Here is an 18448-nt window from a genome sequence, read left to right on the forward strand (position 1 = left end):
TGTATCTTTTGAAATAAGTATATTTCCGGCAATTTCCCAACTTCTTTGTATCTTTGGCAAAATATTTTTAATCTCAAATTGTTATAAAATTTTAATCAGAATATATGAAAACATACGCAGGAATTCCTGAAGAAAACGCTTCATTAGAAAATTCAAAAGTGGTTTTGGTGACTGTTCCTTACGATGGAACTTCAACTTGGGGAAAAGGTGCCGATAAAGGCCCGGAATTGTTCTTGGATGCTTCCGAAAATATGGAACTTTACGACATAGAAACAGGCACCGAACCTTATCTTGAAGGAGTATTTCTTGCAGGAGAAGTTGCAGAAAATTCTACTCCGGAAGCGATGACAGAAGCTGTTTATCAAAAAACAAAAGAGCTTTTGAAAACAGATAAGCTGTTTACACTTTTTGGCGGAGAACATTCGGTTTCTATCGGTTCTATTCGTGCTGTAGGAGAGAAGTATGATAATTTAACGGTACTTCAGTTAGATGCACATACAGATTTGCGTCCAGATTTTCACGGTTCTACTTCTAACCATGCGTGTGCGGTTTTTGAGGCTAATCAGAAACATAATTTGGTTCAGGTGGGAATCCGTTCGATGGATGCAGAAGAAAATCAATATTTACCGGAAGGAAGAGTATTTTTTGCTCACGAAATTGCCAACAACGAAAACTGGGTTAACGATGTATTAGAAAAAGTTTCAGGAAATGTATATATTACGATAGATTTGGATGCTTTCGATCCTTCTATTGCTCCGTCTACAGGAACTCCGGAACCGGGCGGTTTACAATGGTATCCAACGTTGGAATTGCTGAGAAAAGTATTCGAAAAATGTAACGTAGTTGCTTTTGATATTGTTGAATTGATGGATTCACCTTATTCTAAACCTACAGCATTTTTAGCAGCAAAATTATATTATAAGATGTTGGCATATTATCACATCAACAAAGATTAAAATTCCGCAGGAAACGGATTTTTTATTCAGTTTTTTCTCTTGAAATTTGTATAAACAAAAATAAATATGTCCGAGCAGAAAGAGTTTGATTATCAGAGAATTGCAAAAGCGATAGACTTCATTAGAGAAAATTTCAAAATGCAGCCTAATCTGGATGAAATTGCCGAAAAAGTAAATCTTAGTCCGGCTCATTTTCAGAAAATGTTTTCGGATTGGGCAGGAACCAGTCCGAAGAAATTTCTCCAGTTCATCAGTTTAGAACATGCCAAAAATTTGCTGAAAAACGACAAAGCAACGCTGTTTGATGTTACTTTAAGTACCGGACTATCCAGTACAAGCAGATTACACGATCTTTTTGTGAAAATGGAAGGAATGACACCGGCAGAATACAAAAACGGCGGAAAAAACTTGAAAATAAATTACAGCTTCTTCGAAAGTCCTTTCGGGAAAATGATTGCAGCTTCTACACATAAAGGAATCTGTTACATGGCATTCGAAGAAGAAAATGATAAAGCATTGGGAGATTTATATGTTAAATTTCCCAATGCTTCTTTTTTTGAATGCAAAGATGATTTTCAGGATAATGCATTGTCTATTTTCAATAAAGACTGGTCTCAATTAAATACCATTAAACTACATTTGAAAGGAACAGATTTTCAGCTTAAAGTCTGGGAGAGTTTGTTTACTATTCCAATGGGAAAACTGTCGACTTACGGTAATCTGGCGGAAAAAATAGGAAATCCTAAAGCTTCAAGAGCTGTCGGAACTGCCATTGGCAGTAATCCTGTTGCATTTCTCATTCCATGTCACAGAGTAATTCAGTCTTCAGGGAAAATAGGCGGATATATGTGGGGAAGTGAAAGAAAAGAATTGATGATTGGTTGGGAAAGTTCACATATTTATCCTGATTCAATTTAATAATATTTAGCCATTTTCCATTCTAATAATTTATTCTAATTATGAACGGTTTGTTTGATGATATTCAGGATTTCCCGATCAGTATTCTTCCCAAAGATGGAAAAACCGAATATTACGGGAAAATTTTCAACGAAGAAGAATGCGGAAAATATTACCAATATTTGTTGAATCAGATTCCTTGGGAAAATGATGAGGCAATCATTTTTGGGAAATTAATCATCACAAAAAGAAAAGTAGCGTGGTTTGGGGAAAAAGCGTTTGAATATACCTATTCTAACCGAACAAAATTGGCTAAAATATGGACTCCCGAATTGCTGGTTCTGAAGCAGAAGTGTGAGAAAATTTCTGGTGAAACGTATAATTCCTGTCTTCTCAATTTATATCATGATGGCAGCGAAGGAATGGCATATCACAGTGATGGCGAAAAAGATTTAAAGAAAAACGGAGCCATTGCATCGCTAACTTTTGGTGCAGAAAGGAAATTTTCGTTTAAGCATAAACAGACCAAGGAACGAATAGACATTTTACTGGAAAACGGAAGTTTACTGGTGATGAAAGATAATACACAGGAAAATTGGCTTCACAGACTTCCGCCAACTTCAAAAATTAATTTTCCAAGGATAAATCTTACTTTCAGAACAATCGAAAACTGATTTTTATGGTTGTTTTATAAAATTTATAATTTTTCTGATTTCAAAATCTTAAAAAAAGAAGTGTTTGATTAATTTTACCCGATGAAAAAGATTTTCTTATCATTATTACTCATGATTTCCAGTTGTTTATTTTCTCAACAGGCAAGAATTTTCAAAATAAAAAAATACAGAATTGCTACGTTGAATGAAAAGGTTCAGGAAACATCCGGCTTGAATATTTTTAACGGAAAATTATATACTTTTAACGACAGTGGAAATACTCCGGAAATTTTTGAGCTCAATCCAAAATCAGGAGAAATTCTGCAAAATTTCATTGTAAAAGCTGAAAATAAAGATTGGGAAGCCCTTACAAACGATGGTAAAAACTTTTATATCGGAGATTTTGGCAATAATTCTGGGACAAGAAAAGATTTGAAAATCTATCGCGTTCCTTTTTCAGAAAATACCATTGTAAACGATTCTTTAAAAGTTATTTCTTTTGAATATCCCGAACAGAAAGATTTTTCAGCCAAAAACAGATCTACAGATTTCGATGCAGAAGCAATGATTTTTCTCAATGGTAAAATACATCTTTTTACAAAAGAATGGGCTTCGAAATCAACGGCTCATTATGCAATAGATCCGCAAAATTCTGAAAAACAAGAAGCAATAAAGCTTGAAGCTTTCAAAACCAATTTTTTAGTTACCGATGCTTCTTATTTTGAAGGAAAATTATATTTAATAGGCTACACCAAAAAAACTGAAGTCTTTCTTGAAGTGTATAACGAAACCGAGCCAGGTATTTTTTTTAAAGAAAATCCGAAACGTTTTTTTCTGGGAAGCGCATTATCTATTGGTCAGATTGAAGGTATTGCGGTCAATTCGGAGGGGATTTATATTTCTGGGGAAAAATTCAGCTCTCCGCTTGGTGGAGAAAAACAAAGTCTATACTTCATCCCAAAAGAGAAGTTTAAGGATTAGACGAGTTTTAATCCAAAAAATTCTTCCAATAATTTTATTTTTTTTGATTATTAATAGCAATTGATTTTTTGGTTGCGAGATAAAAAAGCATACATTCAAATTAAATACTGTTAATATTTGCCGAAAACAATTATCTTTGTGGGAATTAATCAACAATCACCTTTCATTCTTACTTCGTGGCAAACATTGTAGAAGAAATCAAGAGACCGATCAATGAAGAAATGAAACTTTTCGAGCAGAAGTTTTATGAATCTATGCAGAGCAAAGTTCCTTTGTTGGATAAAGTTACCCGTTTTATCGTAACAACAAAAGGAAAGCAAATGCGTCCCATGTTCGTATTTCTCTGTGCCAAACTTACAGGTAATGTTAACGAAAAAACATATCGCGGAGCATCTATGATTGAGCTTATTCATACTGCAACACTCGTGCATGATGATGTGGTAGATGAAAGTTTCAAAAGACGTAATTTCTTTTCGATAAATGCATTATGGAAGAATAAAATTGCTGTTTTAGTAGGCGATTTTCTCCTTTCGAAGGCGGTTTTGCTTTCAACAGATCATAAAGATTATGATTTGCTGAGCGTTATTTCAAGAACAATTCGCGAAATGTCTGAAGGGGAACTTCTGCAGTTGGAAAAAGCCAGAAAACTGGATATTACGGAAGATGTCTATTACGAAATTATCAGGCAGAAAACGGCTACTCTTATCGCAGCCTGTTGTGAAATAGGGGCACTTTCTAACGGTGTAGACGAAGCTTTGGCGAAAAAAATGATGGATTTCGGAACATTTACCGGCATGGCATTTCAGATTAAAGACGATTTGTTTGATTATTTAAGTTCGAATATTATCGGTAAACCTGTAGGAATCGATATTAAAGAACAAAAAATGACTCTTCCTCTTATCCATACTCTCAAAATTGCAAACGAAACCGAAAGGAAGTATTATTTTGATACCATAAAACGTTACAACAACGATCAGAAAAGGGTTAAAGAACTTATTTCATTCGTAAAAAGTTCTGGTGGTTTAGATTATGCCGTTCAGGTAATGAAAGATTTTCAGCAAAAAGCCAAAAATATTTTGGATGAATTTCCGGATTCTGAGCCTAAAAAATCTCTACATCTTATGTTAGATTACGTTATTGAAAGAAAATTTTAGATTAAATAATTTTCACAGTTACGATAATCACAGATAAAACAATACAAAATAAAGCGGATAAAAATAAATAATCCGCAATCGTTTCGCACTTGTTTGCCAGCTTTTCTCTGTCGGTTCTTATAGACAGAAAAGAAAAAAAGCAGCTGAATGCAAAAAACAGACATGCAATACCTGCAAATTCATCAAGATGCGTATTGGAACTGAATTTCGAGATCTTTAAAGACGTAATAATCACCAGAGAAAACCCCAAAAGATTGCTGGAGGCGTTCAGAATATGGCTCGATTTTTTTTCCATAACGTAATTTTATACTAAGATATAGACAATAATTTTTATTATCAAATTTTTAAAAAATATTATTGAAAATTAAAATTAATTTAAAAAGTGTATATTAGCAAAATACTTCAAAATAAAAATATTTAATATTTGGCTATGCAGACAACCTATATTGAAACTCAGCAAATTTCCTTTCAGGACTTTAAAAATCAGATTCTTGAAGATTATAAACTCGGAAGAATTTCCCGTGAGATGTCTTATCTCGGACGAAGAGAAGTACTTACCGGAAAGGCTAAATTCGGGATTTTTGGGGACGGTAAAGAACTTCCGCAACTTGCAATGGCAAAAGTTTTTAAAAATGGCGACTTCCGTTCAGGGTATTACAGAGATCAGACCTTTGCACTTGCTGTAAATGCTTTGTCTGTAGAGAGTTTCTTTGCACAGTTATATGCAGATACAAGTGTTGAAAGAGAACCTGCTTCTGCTGGAAGACAGATGAACGGGCACTTTGCTACAAGAAGTTTAAATGAAGACGGAAGCTGGAAAGATTTAACGGCTCAGAAAAATATATCTTCAGATATTTCGCCTACTGCAGGACAAATGCCAAGATTGTTAGGTTTAGCTCAGGCTTCAAAAATATATAAATCTGTACAGTTTGAAGGTTCAGAAAAATTCTCGAAAGATGGTAACGAAATAGCTTTTGGAACCATTGGTGATGCTTCTACTGCAGAAGGTCATTTTTGGGAAACATTGAATGCTGCATGTGCACTACAGGTTCCGATGATTGTTTCTATTTGGGACGATGGATATGGGATTTCTGTTCCTACAATGAAGCAGAGAGCAAAAGCAGATATTGCTGAAATGCTAAGCGGTTTCCAGAGAAAAGAAGGAGAATTTCAGGGTTGCGAAATTATTCAGGTGAAAGCTTGGGATTATCCTGCATTATTGGATGCTTTTGCAAGAGCAGAGCAGTTTGCAAGAACAGAAAGTGTTCCGGTTGTAGTTCACGTTATTGAAGTAACGCAGCCACAAGGTCACTCTACATCTGGTTCTCACGAAAGATATAAAAATGAAGAACGTTTGGCTTGGGAATCTCAGTTTGACGGATTGGTGAAATTCAGAGAATGGATTTTAAATTATTCCATAGAAATTGAAGGCAAAGAAGAAGTTTTGGCAACTACAGAAGAATTGGATGCAATTGACGAAGAAGCCAAAAAAATAGTGAAAGCCGGACAAAAACAGGCGTGGGAAAACTATCAGAAAACTATTACAGATTTAATGAGCTCGGTTTTACCTCTTGTTGAAAATCTTAAAAGCCATAACTCTGAAATTGAAAGTTATATTTCCCAATTCAACAAATTGGTTTCTAAAGCGAAGAAAGATATTTTCCATTTGGTAAGAAAGTCTCTTTTGGCAACAAGAGGAACAAACTCTTCGGAGAGAAATTTGTTGATGCAGAAATACAACGAAATTTTTGAAGTTGAAAAAGATAATTATTCTTCTCATTTGTACTCTCAGTCACAATGGAAAGCTGAAAATGTTAAAGAAATTAAACCTGTTTTCTCAGACGCTTCAGAAACTGTAGACGGAAGAGTAGTAATTAGAAATAATTTTGATAAAATATTCGAAAAATACCCTGAAACTCTGGTTTTTGGTGAAGATGCCGGAAATATTGGTGATGTAAACCAAGGTTTGGAAGGCATGCAGGAAAAATACGGTGAACTTCGTGTTGCCGATACAGGAATTCGCGAAGCTACAATTTTAGGACAGGGAATTGGTATGGCAATGAGAGGTTTAAGACCTATTGCCGAAATTCAGTATTTAGATTATATTTTGTACTGTTTACAAGGGATGAGTGATGATTTGGCTACAGTTCAGTACAGAACAAAAGGAGGTCAGAAAGCTCCGGTAATTATCAGAACAAGAGGTCACAGATTAGAAGGAGTTTGGCATTCTGGTTCTCCAATGGCAGGGATTTTAAACCTTTCTAAAGGGATTTTGGTTTTGGTACCAAGAAACTTAACAAAAGCTGCAGGATTTTATAACACAATGCTTCAAAGTGATGATCCGGCAGTAATTGTAGAATGTTTAAATGGTTACAGACTAAAAGAGAAGCAGCCCGATAATTTAGGTGAATTTACCGTTCCTGTAGGAAAAATTGAAGTTACAAAAGAAGGAAAAGATGTAACTTTAGTAACTTATGGCTCTACATGGAGAATTGTAATGGAAGCTGCGGAAGAGTTAGAAAAATTAGGAATTTCTGCTGAAGTAATCGATGTTCAGTCGTTAATTCCTTTCGATTTAACACACGAAATTGCTGAATCTGTAAAGAAAACAAACAGATTGGTTGTTATAGATGAAGATGTGGAAGGCGGAACTTCAGCTTTTATTGCTCAACAGATTTTAGAGAAACAAAAGGCATTCAGATACTTAGATTCGGATCCAATGACAATATCTGCCAACAATCACAGACCTGCTTATGCCAGTGATGGAGATTATTTCAGCAAACCTTCTGCAGATGATATGGTGGAAAAAATCTATGCTATGTTTAATGAAACAAATCCACAGAAATATCCTGCGATATACTAATTTGGATTTCAAATAAATTTTAGAACCGCTTTCATTTTGGAAGCGGTTTTTTATATATTTTTGTTTCTAATTAAATCCATATTAAAACTAAGAAATGATGAACAGTAAAATCCGTTCTGTTATGTTTGCATGTCTCGGATTGCTTTTCGGGATGTCTGTAATGTATGTTTATAATAATTTTATTGCAGAAAAAAAGGCAGAAAATACAACGATAAATGATGTAAGATACGGTGAAACGAAAAATACTGATGAGTATAATAATTCTCAGAATTTTAATGATATTACTGAACTAACAGAAGAAAATAAAGTAATTTCTTATGTAAAAGAGAACCACCATCTTCCGGAATACTACATTACAAAATCTGAGGCTAAGAAACAAGGCTGGAATCCTTCTCAAGGCAATCTTTGTGAAGTTTTACCAGGGAAAGCTATTGGTGGAGATTATTTTGGCAATAGAGAAGGAAGGCTTCCTAAAGATGAAAAATATTTTGAAGCAGATGTAAATTACAGTTGCGGAAACAGAAATGCAGACCGTATTATTTTCACTAAAAATGGTGATGTGTACTTAACTAAAGATCATTACAGGAGTTTTGAAAAGAAATAGGCATAAATTTATTTCTAAAGCGTAATTTTGCACGAACTTTATTCTTAAAAATATGAAAACAACATATATCGACTTTGCAGAAATAGGAGATTACGAAGATTTTTACACCCAACTGAAAGAAAAAGTAAAACTTCCGGAATATTTTGGAGATAATTTGGATGCACTTGCAGACGTAATTACAGGAGAGCTGGAAATGCCATTTCATCTTGAATTTGTTAATATGAGTGTAGATCAGCTGGAAAACTTTGAAGATCTTCTCAATACGCTGGAAGATTTGGAAGAAGAATCTGAAGGTTTTTCTTTTGCTTATTATCTTGAGCAATATGAAGATGATGAAGACGATACCGAATAAAAAAATAATCCCGCAAAAAATTGCGGGATTATTTTTTATCTGAAATTAAGATTACTTTCCTAAAACTTCCAATAGAGGTTGTCCTACATTACCACTCGGGTTCTCAATTCGAAGAAACTGAGCTATAGTCGGTGCAATATCGGTCATATAATGCGTAGCGTTGCTTTCGCCATGAGAAACCTTCCAACCCATGAAAATAAGCGGAATATGAGCGTCATACGAGTTCCAAACACTGTGAGTAGTTCCTTTTTTAGCATAATTAGGAAGCATTCCGTCATGAGAAACAATTTGTATATCACCGCTTCTTTGCCAGTTATATCCGTTAATTATCCTAGATTTAATAGGTTCAGGAATTGGTGCAGAAGCAACTTCTTTTAGATCTACAGCATATAAAACACGAGGGTCTTTATTCAAATTATCAATAATGCTTTTTTTAATGGCTGCTTCATCCAGTTTTTTCTCTTTAATAAGTTCCTGATTAAGATATATCTGATAATTATCTATCCCCAGAATAATTTTGCTTGATGCATACTTTGCTTCCAGTTCTTCACCAAGATTTTTTTCCAAACCATCATCAAAAAAGCCGGTCATCATTTTGCTTTCTTTCATGTACCCTTCAGAATGTGCACCTCCGTGATCTGCGGATAAGAAAACAAGATAATTTCCTTCACCCACTTTTTTATCAAGAAGCTTGAAAAAGTTAGCCAGCTCAATATCCAATCTAAGATAAGTATCTTCAACTTCAATAGCATTGGGTCCGTAAGAATGCCCTACATAATCTGTAGAAGCGATGTTGATGGCAAGAAAATCTGTTATAGAGTCTTCTCCCAACTGATAACCGTCTATTGCCGCTTCTGCAAATCTTAAAGTGTAAGAATTTCCAAACGGAGTTGTTCTTAGTACCCCTTTATTTTCAGCATAATCTTTGGCTAAATTTGAATATGGAAAAACGGGTTTTTCTGCCTTTCCAACAGGTTTTTCCCAAGGAACGTCGTCTCTTGTACTTTCGGTGTACTGTTCAATAGGAAGTAGAGTATTCCAACCATTGGCAACCAGTTTTTCTGCCAGTTTTTGTTCGTTAAACTTATTTACCCAATTCGGAAGACTGTTCATGTAATAAGAACTCGTAATAAAGTTTCCGGTATTTTCATCAAACCAAAAAGCTCCTGTAGGATTGTGTCCTGCGGGTAAAATAGAAGCACGGTCTTTTAGAGAAACGCCAACCACTTTAGACTGGAAATTACTTGCCATTCTCAGTTGATCGGTTATTGTGGTACTCCAAAGATTTTTTGGAGAATGTCCGCCCACTTTTTGGCTAGTGGTTCCTACACCTTGTACTTCAGCATCTTCGGTACAGTAAATGCTTTTTCCGGTTTTTTTATCGGTCCAGTCATTTCCTGCAATACCGTGTATAGAAGGTACAGAACCTGTATAAATAGAAGTATGCCCAATTGCCGTAACTGTTGGAACATAAGGAATCATCACATTATTGAAAGAAAAACCCTTATTTAGAAGTCTTTTAAAACCATCATTCCCATATTTGTTATAATATCTGTACAGATAATCCCACCTCATTTGGTCGATAACAAGACCTACGACAAGTTTCGGTCTTTCGAGCTGGGTGTTTTTATTTTTTTGAGCATTAAAGTTTGCCGCGGATAAAAATACAACCGCAGCAATGGTAATTTTCCTTAACATTTTAGAACTAACTTTTAAGACTACAAATGTAAAGGTTTTTCATTTTTTAAGCTTGAAATTTTGGTTAAATTAAATTCATATAGATAAGAAGATTGAATATATTTGCAATCCAATATAATTATAGAGCATGTTTTCAAAAATAATAGTACACAGAGTAGGAAATAAAATTAATGGTGAATCTCTCATTCTTTCCCAAGAAGAGCTTCAGCTGGACGAAGGAACTGTAGAAATGCTGGAGAATTATTTTTTAGGTTCGTTCAAAACCGAAGAAACGTATCAGTTTTACAGCGATACTTATTTGGTAAATAATCCTGTTTTCAGCTCGGTTTCAGAAATTTTTGAAGATAAATCTAAATTTCTATGGGAATCTGAAAATATTGCCAAACATCTTTTCGATGCCGCCGAAAACCCAAGAGTTCAGGGAGGAGAATTGTTTATCGTGTTTTTTGAAGATGAAAGAGAAGGAACAGAAAAAGTAGACAAAATAGGAATTTTTAAAACTGAAAAGAGAGAGTCTTTCCTTAAAATATTTCCTCAGAACGAATCTTTTGAAATTGAAAAAGACCAGGGAATTAGTCTTTCTAAAATAGATAAAGCGGCGTTAATTTATAATAACAATAAAGAAAGCGGGTATGTACTGTCGGTTGTAGATAATAATAAAAATGGCGATATGTACTACTGGTTCGAAGATTTTCTGAAAGTGAAACAGCGTGATGACGAATATTTTCACACCCAGGAAGCTTTAATGGTTTATAAAGATTATATTACAAAACAGCTTCCGCAGGAATTTGAAGTTTCTAAAGCAGATCAGGCAGATTTCTTAAACAAGTCTATTCAGTTTTTTAAAGAAAAAGAAGAATTTAAGCTTGATGATTTTACGACTGAAGTATTGGGAGACGAACATGTAATTGAAAGTTTTAATAATTTTAAAACAGATTACGAACAAGATATGCAGATAAATATTGCTGAAGAATTCCCGATAAGCGAAGCGGCAGTAAAGAAAACGCAGAGACATTTTAAAAGTATCATTAAATTAGATAAAAACTTCCATATTTATATCCACGGAGACCGTAAAATGTTGGAACAGGGACAGGATGAAAAGGGCAAATATTACATGCTGTATTTCGAAAAAGAAGTTTAAAAATTCTGAAAATTTATTCATTTGAAACCAACCATTTCCATAGTAGTTGCAATATTTAATAGGAAAGATGAGCTTTTTGAGCTTTTAAATTCTCTTAATGCACAAACCGATAAAGATTTTGAAATCATTATTGTAGATGATGGCTCTCTCATAGATTTGAAACCCACCATCCATAATTTTGACGAGATTTTAGATATAAAATATTTCAGAAAAGATAATTCCGGACCCGGATTGTCCAGAAATTACGGTGCAAGAAGAGCATCCAAAGAATGGCTGGTTTTTGTAGACAGCGACGTAATTGTAGAAAAAGATTATATTGAACATATTAAAAATGACATTGTAAACATTCCTTGTGATGCCTTTGGAGGAGCCGATAAAGCACATAAAGGCTTCAATCTGATGCAGAAAGCTATTTCCTATTCTATGACTTCGGTTTTTACAACGGGAGGCATAAGAGGGAGCAAAAAAGCTGTATCCAGATTTCAGCCACGAAGCTTTAATATGGGCGTGAAGAAAGAAGTTTTTGAAAAAGTAGGCGGTTTTTCTGAGATGCGTATCGGTGAAGATCCGGATCTTTCGATGACGTTGTGGGAAAATGGTTATACCACTACATTTTTTGATGATATTGCCGTGTATCATAAGAGAAGAGTAGATTTTGGTAAATTTTCTAAACAGGTATATCAGTTTGGTTGTGCAAGACCTATTCTTAACCAGCGGCATCCAAAATATGTGAAAATTTCTTTTGCTTTTCCAAGCCTGTTTCTACTCGGATATATTTTAGGTTTTATAGAATATTTTCTACTGGGAAAAGGTGTTATTTTGGCATTTTATGGTCTTTACACATTTCTTGTATGCATCCATGCAATGATCGTTACACGAAATATTGCTATCGGAGCAATGGCTGTAATTTCTACCTACATTCAAATGTTTTCTTACGGTTATGGCTTTTTAAAATCTTGGATTTTATTAAATATTTTCAAAATTCAGCCTAAAGAAGCATTTCCAAAGCACTTTCATAAAGATTGATGAAATTTTATTATCTGTTAAATTCTGAAAAATCTGAATTTAAATAGTTTTAAATAATTTCTACTTAATAATAAAAGCTGTCCGAAGACAGCTTTTATCAGCAATAATTATAATATGGATGATGTTTCATATTGTAGAACACCTGTTTTCAGCATGCATTCTCGCATTTTTTCATATGTTCTTTGTATATCGTGATCCAGACCGATAGAGAATCTAATCAATCCATCGGAAATTCCCATAGCTTCTCTTTCTTCTTCCGGAATTTCTGAAGATGTTGAACTTCCGGAGCAAGAAAATAATGTTTTATAGAATCCCAAGCTCACTGCCAAATAACCCAAATTTTCCTGTTGCATCAATTCCATCAGTTCATTTGCTTTTTCGGTACTTCCTGCATCTAAAGTGAGAAGTCCGCCGAAGCCATATTCTTCATGCATCATGGTTTTCATCAGTTCATGGTTTTTATGAGATTTTAATCCCGGATAAGAGACTTTTAAGCCATCATTTTCAAATTTTTCAGCAAGAAACAACGCATTATAACTGTGTTGTTTTATTCGGATATGAAGTGTTCTCAGGTTTTTAAGAATACTTGCAGAACGCAAACTGTCCATGGTTGGTCCCAAAAGCATGCATGCTCCGTTGTTTACATTTTTGGTATCATCAATAAATTGCTGACTTCCACAATAAACACCACCCACAGTATCACTGCTTCCGTTGATAAATTTTGTAAGAGAATGAATGACAATATCGGCTCCTAATAAAGTTGGAGAAATAGAAAGTGGTGAAAAAGTATTGTCAACCACCAGTTTTAGGTTATGTTTTTTACAGATTTCAGAAAGTTTTCTAATATCTGCAACTTCTAGTAACGGATTGCTTACGCTTTCACAATAAATTATTTTTGTATTAGGCTGTATAGAATTTTCGATAGCTTCAAAATTGCCGATATCAACAAAACTGGTTTCTATTTGAAATGGCGGAAGAAAATTTTTCATGAAAGCATAGGTTCCTCCATAAATAGTTCTGCTCGAAATAATATGATCTCCACTTTTGCACAGTTGCATAAGAACAGAGGTAATTGCACCCATTCCTGAAGCGGTAACATTGGCTGTTTCCGTATTTTCCATTTTAGCTAATGCCTGCGAAAGATAAAGATTCATGGGAGAGGAGTGGCGAGAATACAAATAACAGCCTTCAGCATTTCCTTCAAAAGTATCGAACATGGTTTTTGCCGATAGAAATGTATATGTAGAGCTGTCTGAAATTGAAGGATTTACTCCTCCGAATTCACCAAAATATTGTAAATCCTGAATTTCGTTTGCTGCGTTGAAGTGTTTCATATTTTTTTGTTTAAAAATGAATAATTGGCATCTTTATTACAACAAATTGGTATATATTTAGAAAATAAAACTATTATTTAATAATTTTGTAGAATTAAAATTTATAGTTTTTAATAAACTATTCAATACATAAAAATATTTTCTATGAGTTTTGATGAAACCGACAGAAAACTGCTGAAATTTTTGCAGCAGGATGGTAAGCAAACCACCAAAGAGTTATCGCATAAGCTTAACCTTTCGGTGACTGCAGTGTATGAGAGAATTAAAAAACTCGAAAATTCTGGAGTAATTTCTAAGTATGTTGCCTTGGTCGACAGGGGGAAAATTGAGCGTAAATTTTTGGTTTTATGTCATGTAAAACTTACTCAGCATAAAAAAGAATTTGTAATGCAGTTTGAACGGGAGATAATGGATCTTCATGAAGTTTCAGAATGCTTTCATGTGAGTGGAGATTACGATTACATTCTGAAAATCTGTGTAAAAGATATGGAGGATTATCGCAATTTTATGCTTTCTAAACTTACTACATTACAGCATATTGCAAGTACACACAGTTCATTTACCATTTCGGAAGTGAAAAATACCACAGAAATTGTCATTTAAATTAAAGTTAAAGTTTTATATCTAAATAGCTGTTTTTGATTTTTCATTTCTATAAAATTTGAAGAATTCTGAAAACAATCATAAAAAAACTCTCAGAAAAAATCTGAGAGTTGTATCATTGAATTTTGGTTCAGTTATTTTCCAAACATTCCGCCCATTCCCGGCATATTTGGCATTTTGCTCATCATCTGCATCATTTGCTTTCCTTGAGGACCCTGCATCATCTTCATCATTTTACCCATCTGGTCGAATTGTTTCATCAATTGGTTTACATCTTCAATTTTTCTTCCGGCACCTTTTGCAATTCTGTTTTTTCTCTGAGTATTGATAATGGAAGGTCTTCTTCTTTCATCTGGAGTCATCGAGTGAATAATGGCTTCAATATGTTTAAATGCATCATCACTTATTTCTACATCTTTAATGGCTTTTCCAACCCCAGGAATCATTCCCATAAGGTCTTTCATATTACCCATTTTTTTGATTTGGTTAATCTGCTTTAAGAAATCGTCAAATCCAAATTCATTTTTAGCAATTTTCTTATGAAGTTTTTTGGCTTCTTCTTCATCAAACTGCTCCTGAGCTCTTTCTACTAAGGAAACAACGTCTCCCATTCCCAAGATTCTGTCTGCCATCCTTTCTGGGTAGAAAAGATCTAAAGCTTCCATTTTTTCTCCAGTAGAAATAAATTTAATTGGTTTTTCTACTACTGAACGAATGGTTAAAGCGGCTCCACCTCTTGTATCACCATCTAATTTAGTTAAAACAACTCCGTCGAAATTTAATGCATCATTGAATGCTTTCGCTGTATTCACAGCATCCTGACCCGTCATTGAGTCAACAACAAATAACGTTTCGTTAGGTTTAATGAAATAATGAACAGATTTTATTTCGTTCATCATCTGCTCATCAATCGCCAAACGACCTGCTGTATCCACAATTACGACATCATGACCATTAGATTTTGCAAAATTAATAGCATTTTCAGCAATGGTAGAAGGATTGGTTGCTCCTTCTTCGGTATACACAGGAACACCCGTTTGTCCACCCAAAACTTTTAGCTGATCGATAGCTGCAGGACGGTAAACATCACACGCTACCAAAAGAGGTTTTTTATTTCTTTTAGTTTTTAAATAATTGGCAAGTTTTCCCGAAAAAGTAGTTTTACCAGAACCTTGAAGACCTGCAATTAAAATAACAGAAGGTTTTCCCGAAAGATTGATGCCTTCCTGAGATCCTCCCATTAAATCTACCAATTCGTCATGAACAATTTTTGTCATCAATTGTCCCGGAGTAAGCGAGGTAAGAACGTTTTGTCCTAAAGCTTTATCCTGAACTCTTTTGGTAAGATCTTTGGCTACTTTATAATTAACATCGGCATCTACCAATGCTCTTCGGATTTCTTTTACGGTTTCCGCAACGTTAATCTCTGTGATTTTTCCGCGTCCGGAAATATTATGAAGTGCTTTGTCTAATTTATCCTGTAAACTATTAAACATACTGTGTCTGTATTATATAATTTGCAAAAATAAGAATTTTTTAAAGATTATGAAGTAAAGGAGCCTGCTAAAAAAATAATTATTGAGAAAATAAAGTGTTTGTAAGATTGGTAAGCTTGAAATTTTGAAAGATAATTTTACTTCTTAAATAATAATCGTGATGTATTTTAAAAAAAGCTGACTCATTTTGAGCCAGCCTTTTTTTATTTTGATTTCAGTGTTGATGAATATGGTATTGCTCCTTTTTCCTTCAATACTGTAGATTTTGAATTTTCATTAATAATAATGTTGAGATTATCATTTTTTGCATCATATAATATGGTTGTACTATAAGTGGGGCAATCATTTTTCTTGCAGCCTGTAGTTTTATAAATTTCATTTTCTTCCACAATAGGACTTTCTACATTGAAGTTTTTAACAATCGCATCATAATGTTTATCTGAAAGGGTTTTAATTCGGCTTCCGATTGTAGTATCTTCAAATAATTTAATCTCAGAAGGATATTTGCCTAAATTATTACTTATTATATTGGGTTCTTTATCACTTTTCTTTTCGATATTCGTACTATCGCTTTTAACAACTATAGTATCTTTATCATTGGTAATTACGGCTTCTTTTTTTTCTTTACAAGATTGAGTGAACATGAGGATACATGCTGTAGCAACAAAAATTTTTTTCATTTCTTTAAATTTTAAATTATTTTTTAAAAGTGAGATGACTATTGCCATAAAAATGCCAAATTGTATGATAAGTAATCATTTAATATCCAAAAATGCATATTTTTTTCGACATGATTCAGATTCATTTATCTTATTCAAAAAAAGCAAAGAAAAAATATGTGATACTATCTTAGATACATCAACACCGTTCTAAATATTTTTTTGGTAGTTTTGCAGCCAATGGAAAAATCTTTAATAGTTTTAAAAGGATTAGGCTTATTTTTATTGTTGTCGGCTTTGTTATTTCTACTACAATGGCAGTTGGCAGAAAATAATGTCTTAGTTCTAAATTACAGAATACATATTCTCATTTTTTTTGTTACGTTAATAAGTTTATTAACAATTCTAATTGTGTTTGCCCTGGAAAAAAAGAATATAATAGGATTTATTTTTCTTGGTTTTGTGGTTTTTAAATTTTTTGCAATGGGATACATTGCTGTTTTTCAGAAAGAATTCAGGCTTCATATCGTGCCATATTTTGTGCTGTATTGGGTTTACCTATTAATTGAAGTGATTTTTGTTTTAAAATTAGTTAAAAAACAAGACTAATATCATATAATATAAAGTAGTATAATAACTAATAATCGAATTAAAATTTATATTTTTGCAAAAATTTTAGAAATAAAGTCTAGTCATGAGTTTTAAAAAACTGTTAATTGCCCTTTATCTTTTTGTATTCTGCTTCTCTTTTGCAGAGACACACGAAGGCGCTGCAGAAGCTGCAAAGGATGAAAAGTACAATCCGGTTCCTTTTATTATGCATCACATTCAGGATGCTCACAATTGGCATCTTTGGGGAGAAGGACACAATTCTGTTGGGATTTCTTTACCAGTTATACTTTGGGATAATGGTTTGAAGGTTTTTAGCTCAGAAAAATTCGGACATGAAGAGGAGAGTGTAGCAGATATTGACGGGAAATTTTATAAAGTTTATCACAATAAAATTTATGAAACTAATGCAGCGGGAGATTTAGATATGCACGAAGGGCACCCAACCAACAAACAGCCTTTAGATTTTTCTATTACTAAAGTAGTTGCTCAGATGATTTTGGCTGCAGTTATTTTGTTAATTATTGGTTTTGCTACAGCAGCAAGTTATAAAAAATCTCAGGTTCCTACAGGAATTGCAAGGTTTATTGAACCTATTGTAGTATTTGTAAGAGATGATATTGCTTTGCAGAATATTGGTTCTGTTAGATATAGAAAATATGTTCCTTATTTGGTGACTTTATTTTTGTTCATCTGGATTCTAAATATATTAGGATTGCTTCCGGGAGCAGCAAATACAACAGGTAACATTGCATTTACAATGGTTCTTGCCGTATTTACTTTATTAATTGTAAACTTAAGCGGTAGAAAAACATATTGGATGCACATGTTCGATCCATTAGGAAGCAACATGCCTTTTGCAGGGAAAATATTAGTATATATTATTTTAGTTCCTGTAGAATTATTAGGAATTATTACTAAACCTTTTGCATTAATGATTCGTCTTTTTGCGAACATGACTGCAGGACACATCATCATTATGAGTTTAATTGCATTAATTTTCATTATGCAGACTTATGCAATTACTCCGGTGTCATTAGGTTTATCATTATTTATTTATGTATTGGAGGTATTGGTAGCGGCTTTACAAGCTTATATCTTTACAATGTTGACAGCATTATTTATTGGGTCGGCTGTAGAAGAGCCACACCACGATCATTAATTAAAATTAAAACGAAAACAACTTTTTAAATTATAATATTATGACAGGTAGTATCGCAGCAATCGGAGCTGGTTTAGCAGTTCTAGGTGTAGGATTAGGTATTGGTAAAATTGGTGGTAGCGCAATGGAAGGTATTGCAAGACAACCAGAGCAATCAGGAAAAATCCAAACTGCAATGATTATCGCAGCAGCTCTTATCGAGGGTGCTGGTCTATTCGGTATCGTAGTAGCGTTACTAGGAAACGGATAGTAAACAAACA

The 18448-nt window shown here is 33.8% G+C and carries 19 protein-coding genes; 14 read left to right on the plus strand and 5 right to left on the minus strand.

What is annotated here, in order from left to right; all coding sequences use genetic code 11:
* Window positions 1–104 precede the first annotated feature (104 nt).
* The 5 genes from speB (at window position 105) to MTP08_RS05490 (ending at window position 4641) form a co-directional block, all read left to right on the plus strand.
* On the plus strand, window positions 105–956 hold the full coding sequence (gene speB / locus MTP08_RS05470; RefSeq protein ID WP_243577396.1) for an agmatinase: 852 nt from the start codon (window positions 105–107) through the stop codon (window positions 954–956).
* A 66-nt stretch (window positions 957–1022) separates the two neighbouring features.
* Window positions 1023–1874, plus strand: coding sequence for a bifunctional helix-turn-helix domain-containing protein/methylated-DNA--[protein]-cysteine S-methyltransferase (locus tag MTP08_RS05475; protein WP_243577397.1), 852 nt, complete (start codon window positions 1023–1025; stop codon window positions 1872–1874).
* 41 nt (window positions 1875–1915) lie between these two features.
* Complete coding sequence (locus MTP08_RS05480) at window positions 1916–2527, plus strand: alpha-ketoglutarate-dependent dioxygenase AlkB family protein (RefSeq protein ID WP_243577398.1); 612 nt, start codon at window positions 1916–1918, stop codon at window positions 2525–2527.
* Window positions 2528–2608: 81 nt separating this feature from the next.
* A complete protein-coding gene (locus tag MTP08_RS05485) occupies window positions 2609–3487 on the plus strand; it encodes a hypothetical protein (RefSeq protein WP_243577399.1) in 879 nt (292 codons plus the stop codon).
* A 176-nt stretch (window positions 3488–3663) separates the two neighbouring features.
* Entirely contained in the window at window positions 3664–4641 is a 978-nt protein-coding gene (locus MTP08_RS05490) for a polyprenyl synthetase family protein (protein ID WP_209388471.1), read from the plus strand.
* 1 nt (window position 4642) lies between these two features.
* Here the strand turns inward: MTP08_RS05490 and MTP08_RS05495 are convergent, their stop codons facing one another.
* Window positions 4643–4936, minus strand: a complete 294-nt coding sequence (locus MTP08_RS05495) for a hypothetical protein (RefSeq protein ID WP_209388470.1) — start codon at window positions 4934–4936, stop codon at window positions 4643–4645.
* Between the two features lie 135 nt (window positions 4937–5071).
* On the opposite strand from MTP08_RS05495, the gene MTP08_RS05500 reads away from it, so the two are divergent.
* The 3 genes from MTP08_RS05500 to MTP08_RS05510 all read left to right on the plus strand — a co-directional run bounded on the left by MTP08_RS05500 (window position 5072) and on the right by MTP08_RS05510 (window position 8460).
* Window positions 5072–7504 (plus strand): alpha-ketoacid dehydrogenase subunit alpha/beta, encoded by a 2433-nt coding sequence (locus tag MTP08_RS05500; RefSeq protein WP_243577400.1) that lies wholly within the window; start codon window positions 5072–5074, stop codon window positions 7502–7504.
* Window positions 7505–7601: 97 nt separating this feature from the next.
* Complete coding sequence (locus tag MTP08_RS05505; RefSeq protein ID WP_243577731.1) at window positions 7602–8108, plus strand: ribonuclease domain-containing protein; 507 nt, start codon at window positions 7602–7604, stop codon at window positions 8106–8108.
* Window positions 8109–8160: 52 nt separating this feature from the next.
* On the plus strand, window positions 8161–8460 hold the full coding sequence (locus MTP08_RS05510; RefSeq protein WP_243577401.1) for a barstar family protein: 300 nt from the start codon (window positions 8161–8163) through the stop codon (window positions 8458–8460).
* Between the two features lie 51 nt (window positions 8461–8511).
* Here the strand turns inward: MTP08_RS05510 and pafA are convergent, their stop codons facing one another.
* Window positions 8512–10158: an alkaline phosphatase PafA gene (gene pafA / locus MTP08_RS05515; protein ID WP_243577402.1), complete on the minus strand. Its 1647-nt coding sequence runs from the start codon at window positions 10156–10158 to the stop codon at window positions 8512–8514.
* 127 nt (window positions 10159–10285) lie between these two features.
* Between pafA and MTP08_RS05520 the strand changes: the two genes are divergently transcribed.
* A complete protein-coding gene (locus MTP08_RS05520) occupies window positions 10286–11299 on the plus strand; it encodes a nucleoid-associated protein (RefSeq protein WP_243577403.1) in 1014 nt (337 codons plus the stop codon).
* Window positions 11300–11320: 21 nt separating this feature from the next.
* Window positions 11321–12325, plus strand: a complete 1005-nt coding sequence (locus MTP08_RS05525) for a glycosyltransferase (protein ID WP_243577404.1) — start codon at window positions 11321–11323, stop codon at window positions 12323–12325.
* 107 nt (window positions 12326–12432) lie between these two features.
* On the opposite strand, the gene MTP08_RS05530 is transcribed toward MTP08_RS05525, so the two are convergent.
* Window positions 12433–13659 carry an aminotransferase class I/II-fold pyridoxal phosphate-dependent enzyme gene (locus tag MTP08_RS05530; protein WP_243577405.1) on the minus strand — a complete coding sequence of 409 codons (1227 nt, stop codon included), beginning with the start codon at window positions 13657–13659 and terminating at the stop codon, window positions 12433–12435.
* A gap of 144 nt (window positions 13660–13803) precedes the next feature.
* Here MTP08_RS05530 and MTP08_RS05535 point away from each other — a divergent pair, with 144 nt between their 5' ends.
* Window positions 13804–14262, plus strand: a complete 459-nt coding sequence (locus tag MTP08_RS05535; protein ID WP_209388463.1) for an Lrp/AsnC family transcriptional regulator — start codon at window positions 13804–13806, stop codon at window positions 14260–14262.
* A gap of 134 nt (window positions 14263–14396) precedes the next feature.
* On the opposite strand, the gene ffh is transcribed toward MTP08_RS05535, so the two are convergent.
* Together ffh and MTP08_RS05545 are read right to left on the minus strand one after the other, a co-directional pair.
* Entirely contained in the window at window positions 14397–15758 is a 1362-nt protein-coding gene (gene ffh, locus MTP08_RS05540) for a signal recognition particle protein (RefSeq protein WP_243577406.1), read from the minus strand.
* Between the two features lie 203 nt (window positions 15759–15961).
* Complete coding sequence (locus tag MTP08_RS05545; protein ID WP_243577407.1) at window positions 15962–16438, minus strand: hypothetical protein; 477 nt, start codon at window positions 16436–16438, stop codon at window positions 15962–15964.
* Between the two features lie 219 nt (window positions 16439–16657).
* Between MTP08_RS05545 and MTP08_RS05550 the strand changes: the two genes are divergently transcribed.
* From MTP08_RS05550 to atpE, 3 genes are all read left to right on the plus strand, one after another.
* On the plus strand, window positions 16658–17026 hold the full coding sequence (locus MTP08_RS05550; protein ID WP_243577408.1) for a hypothetical protein: 369 nt from the start codon (window positions 16658–16660) through the stop codon (window positions 17024–17026).
* An 85-nt stretch (window positions 17027–17111) separates the two neighbouring features.
* The gene (atpB, locus tag MTP08_RS05555) at window positions 17112–18188 is read left to right on the plus strand and encodes a F0F1 ATP synthase subunit A (RefSeq protein ID WP_209390028.1); all 1077 of its coding nucleotides are present in this window, start codon (window positions 17112–17114) and stop codon (window positions 18186–18188) included.
* Window positions 18189–18228: 40 nt separating this feature from the next.
* The gene (gene atpE / locus MTP08_RS05560) at window positions 18229–18438 is read left to right on the plus strand and encodes an ATP synthase F0 subunit C (RefSeq protein ID WP_034675836.1); all 210 of its coding nucleotides are present in this window, start codon (window positions 18229–18231) and stop codon (window positions 18436–18438) included.
* The last annotated feature ends 10 nt before the right edge of the window (window positions 18439–18448 follow it).

The sequence above is a fragment of the Chryseobacterium oryzae genome, from assembly GCF_022811665.1.
Lineage (GTDB): Bacteria > Bacteroidota > Bacteroidia > Flavobacteriales > Weeksellaceae > Chryseobacterium > Chryseobacterium oryzae.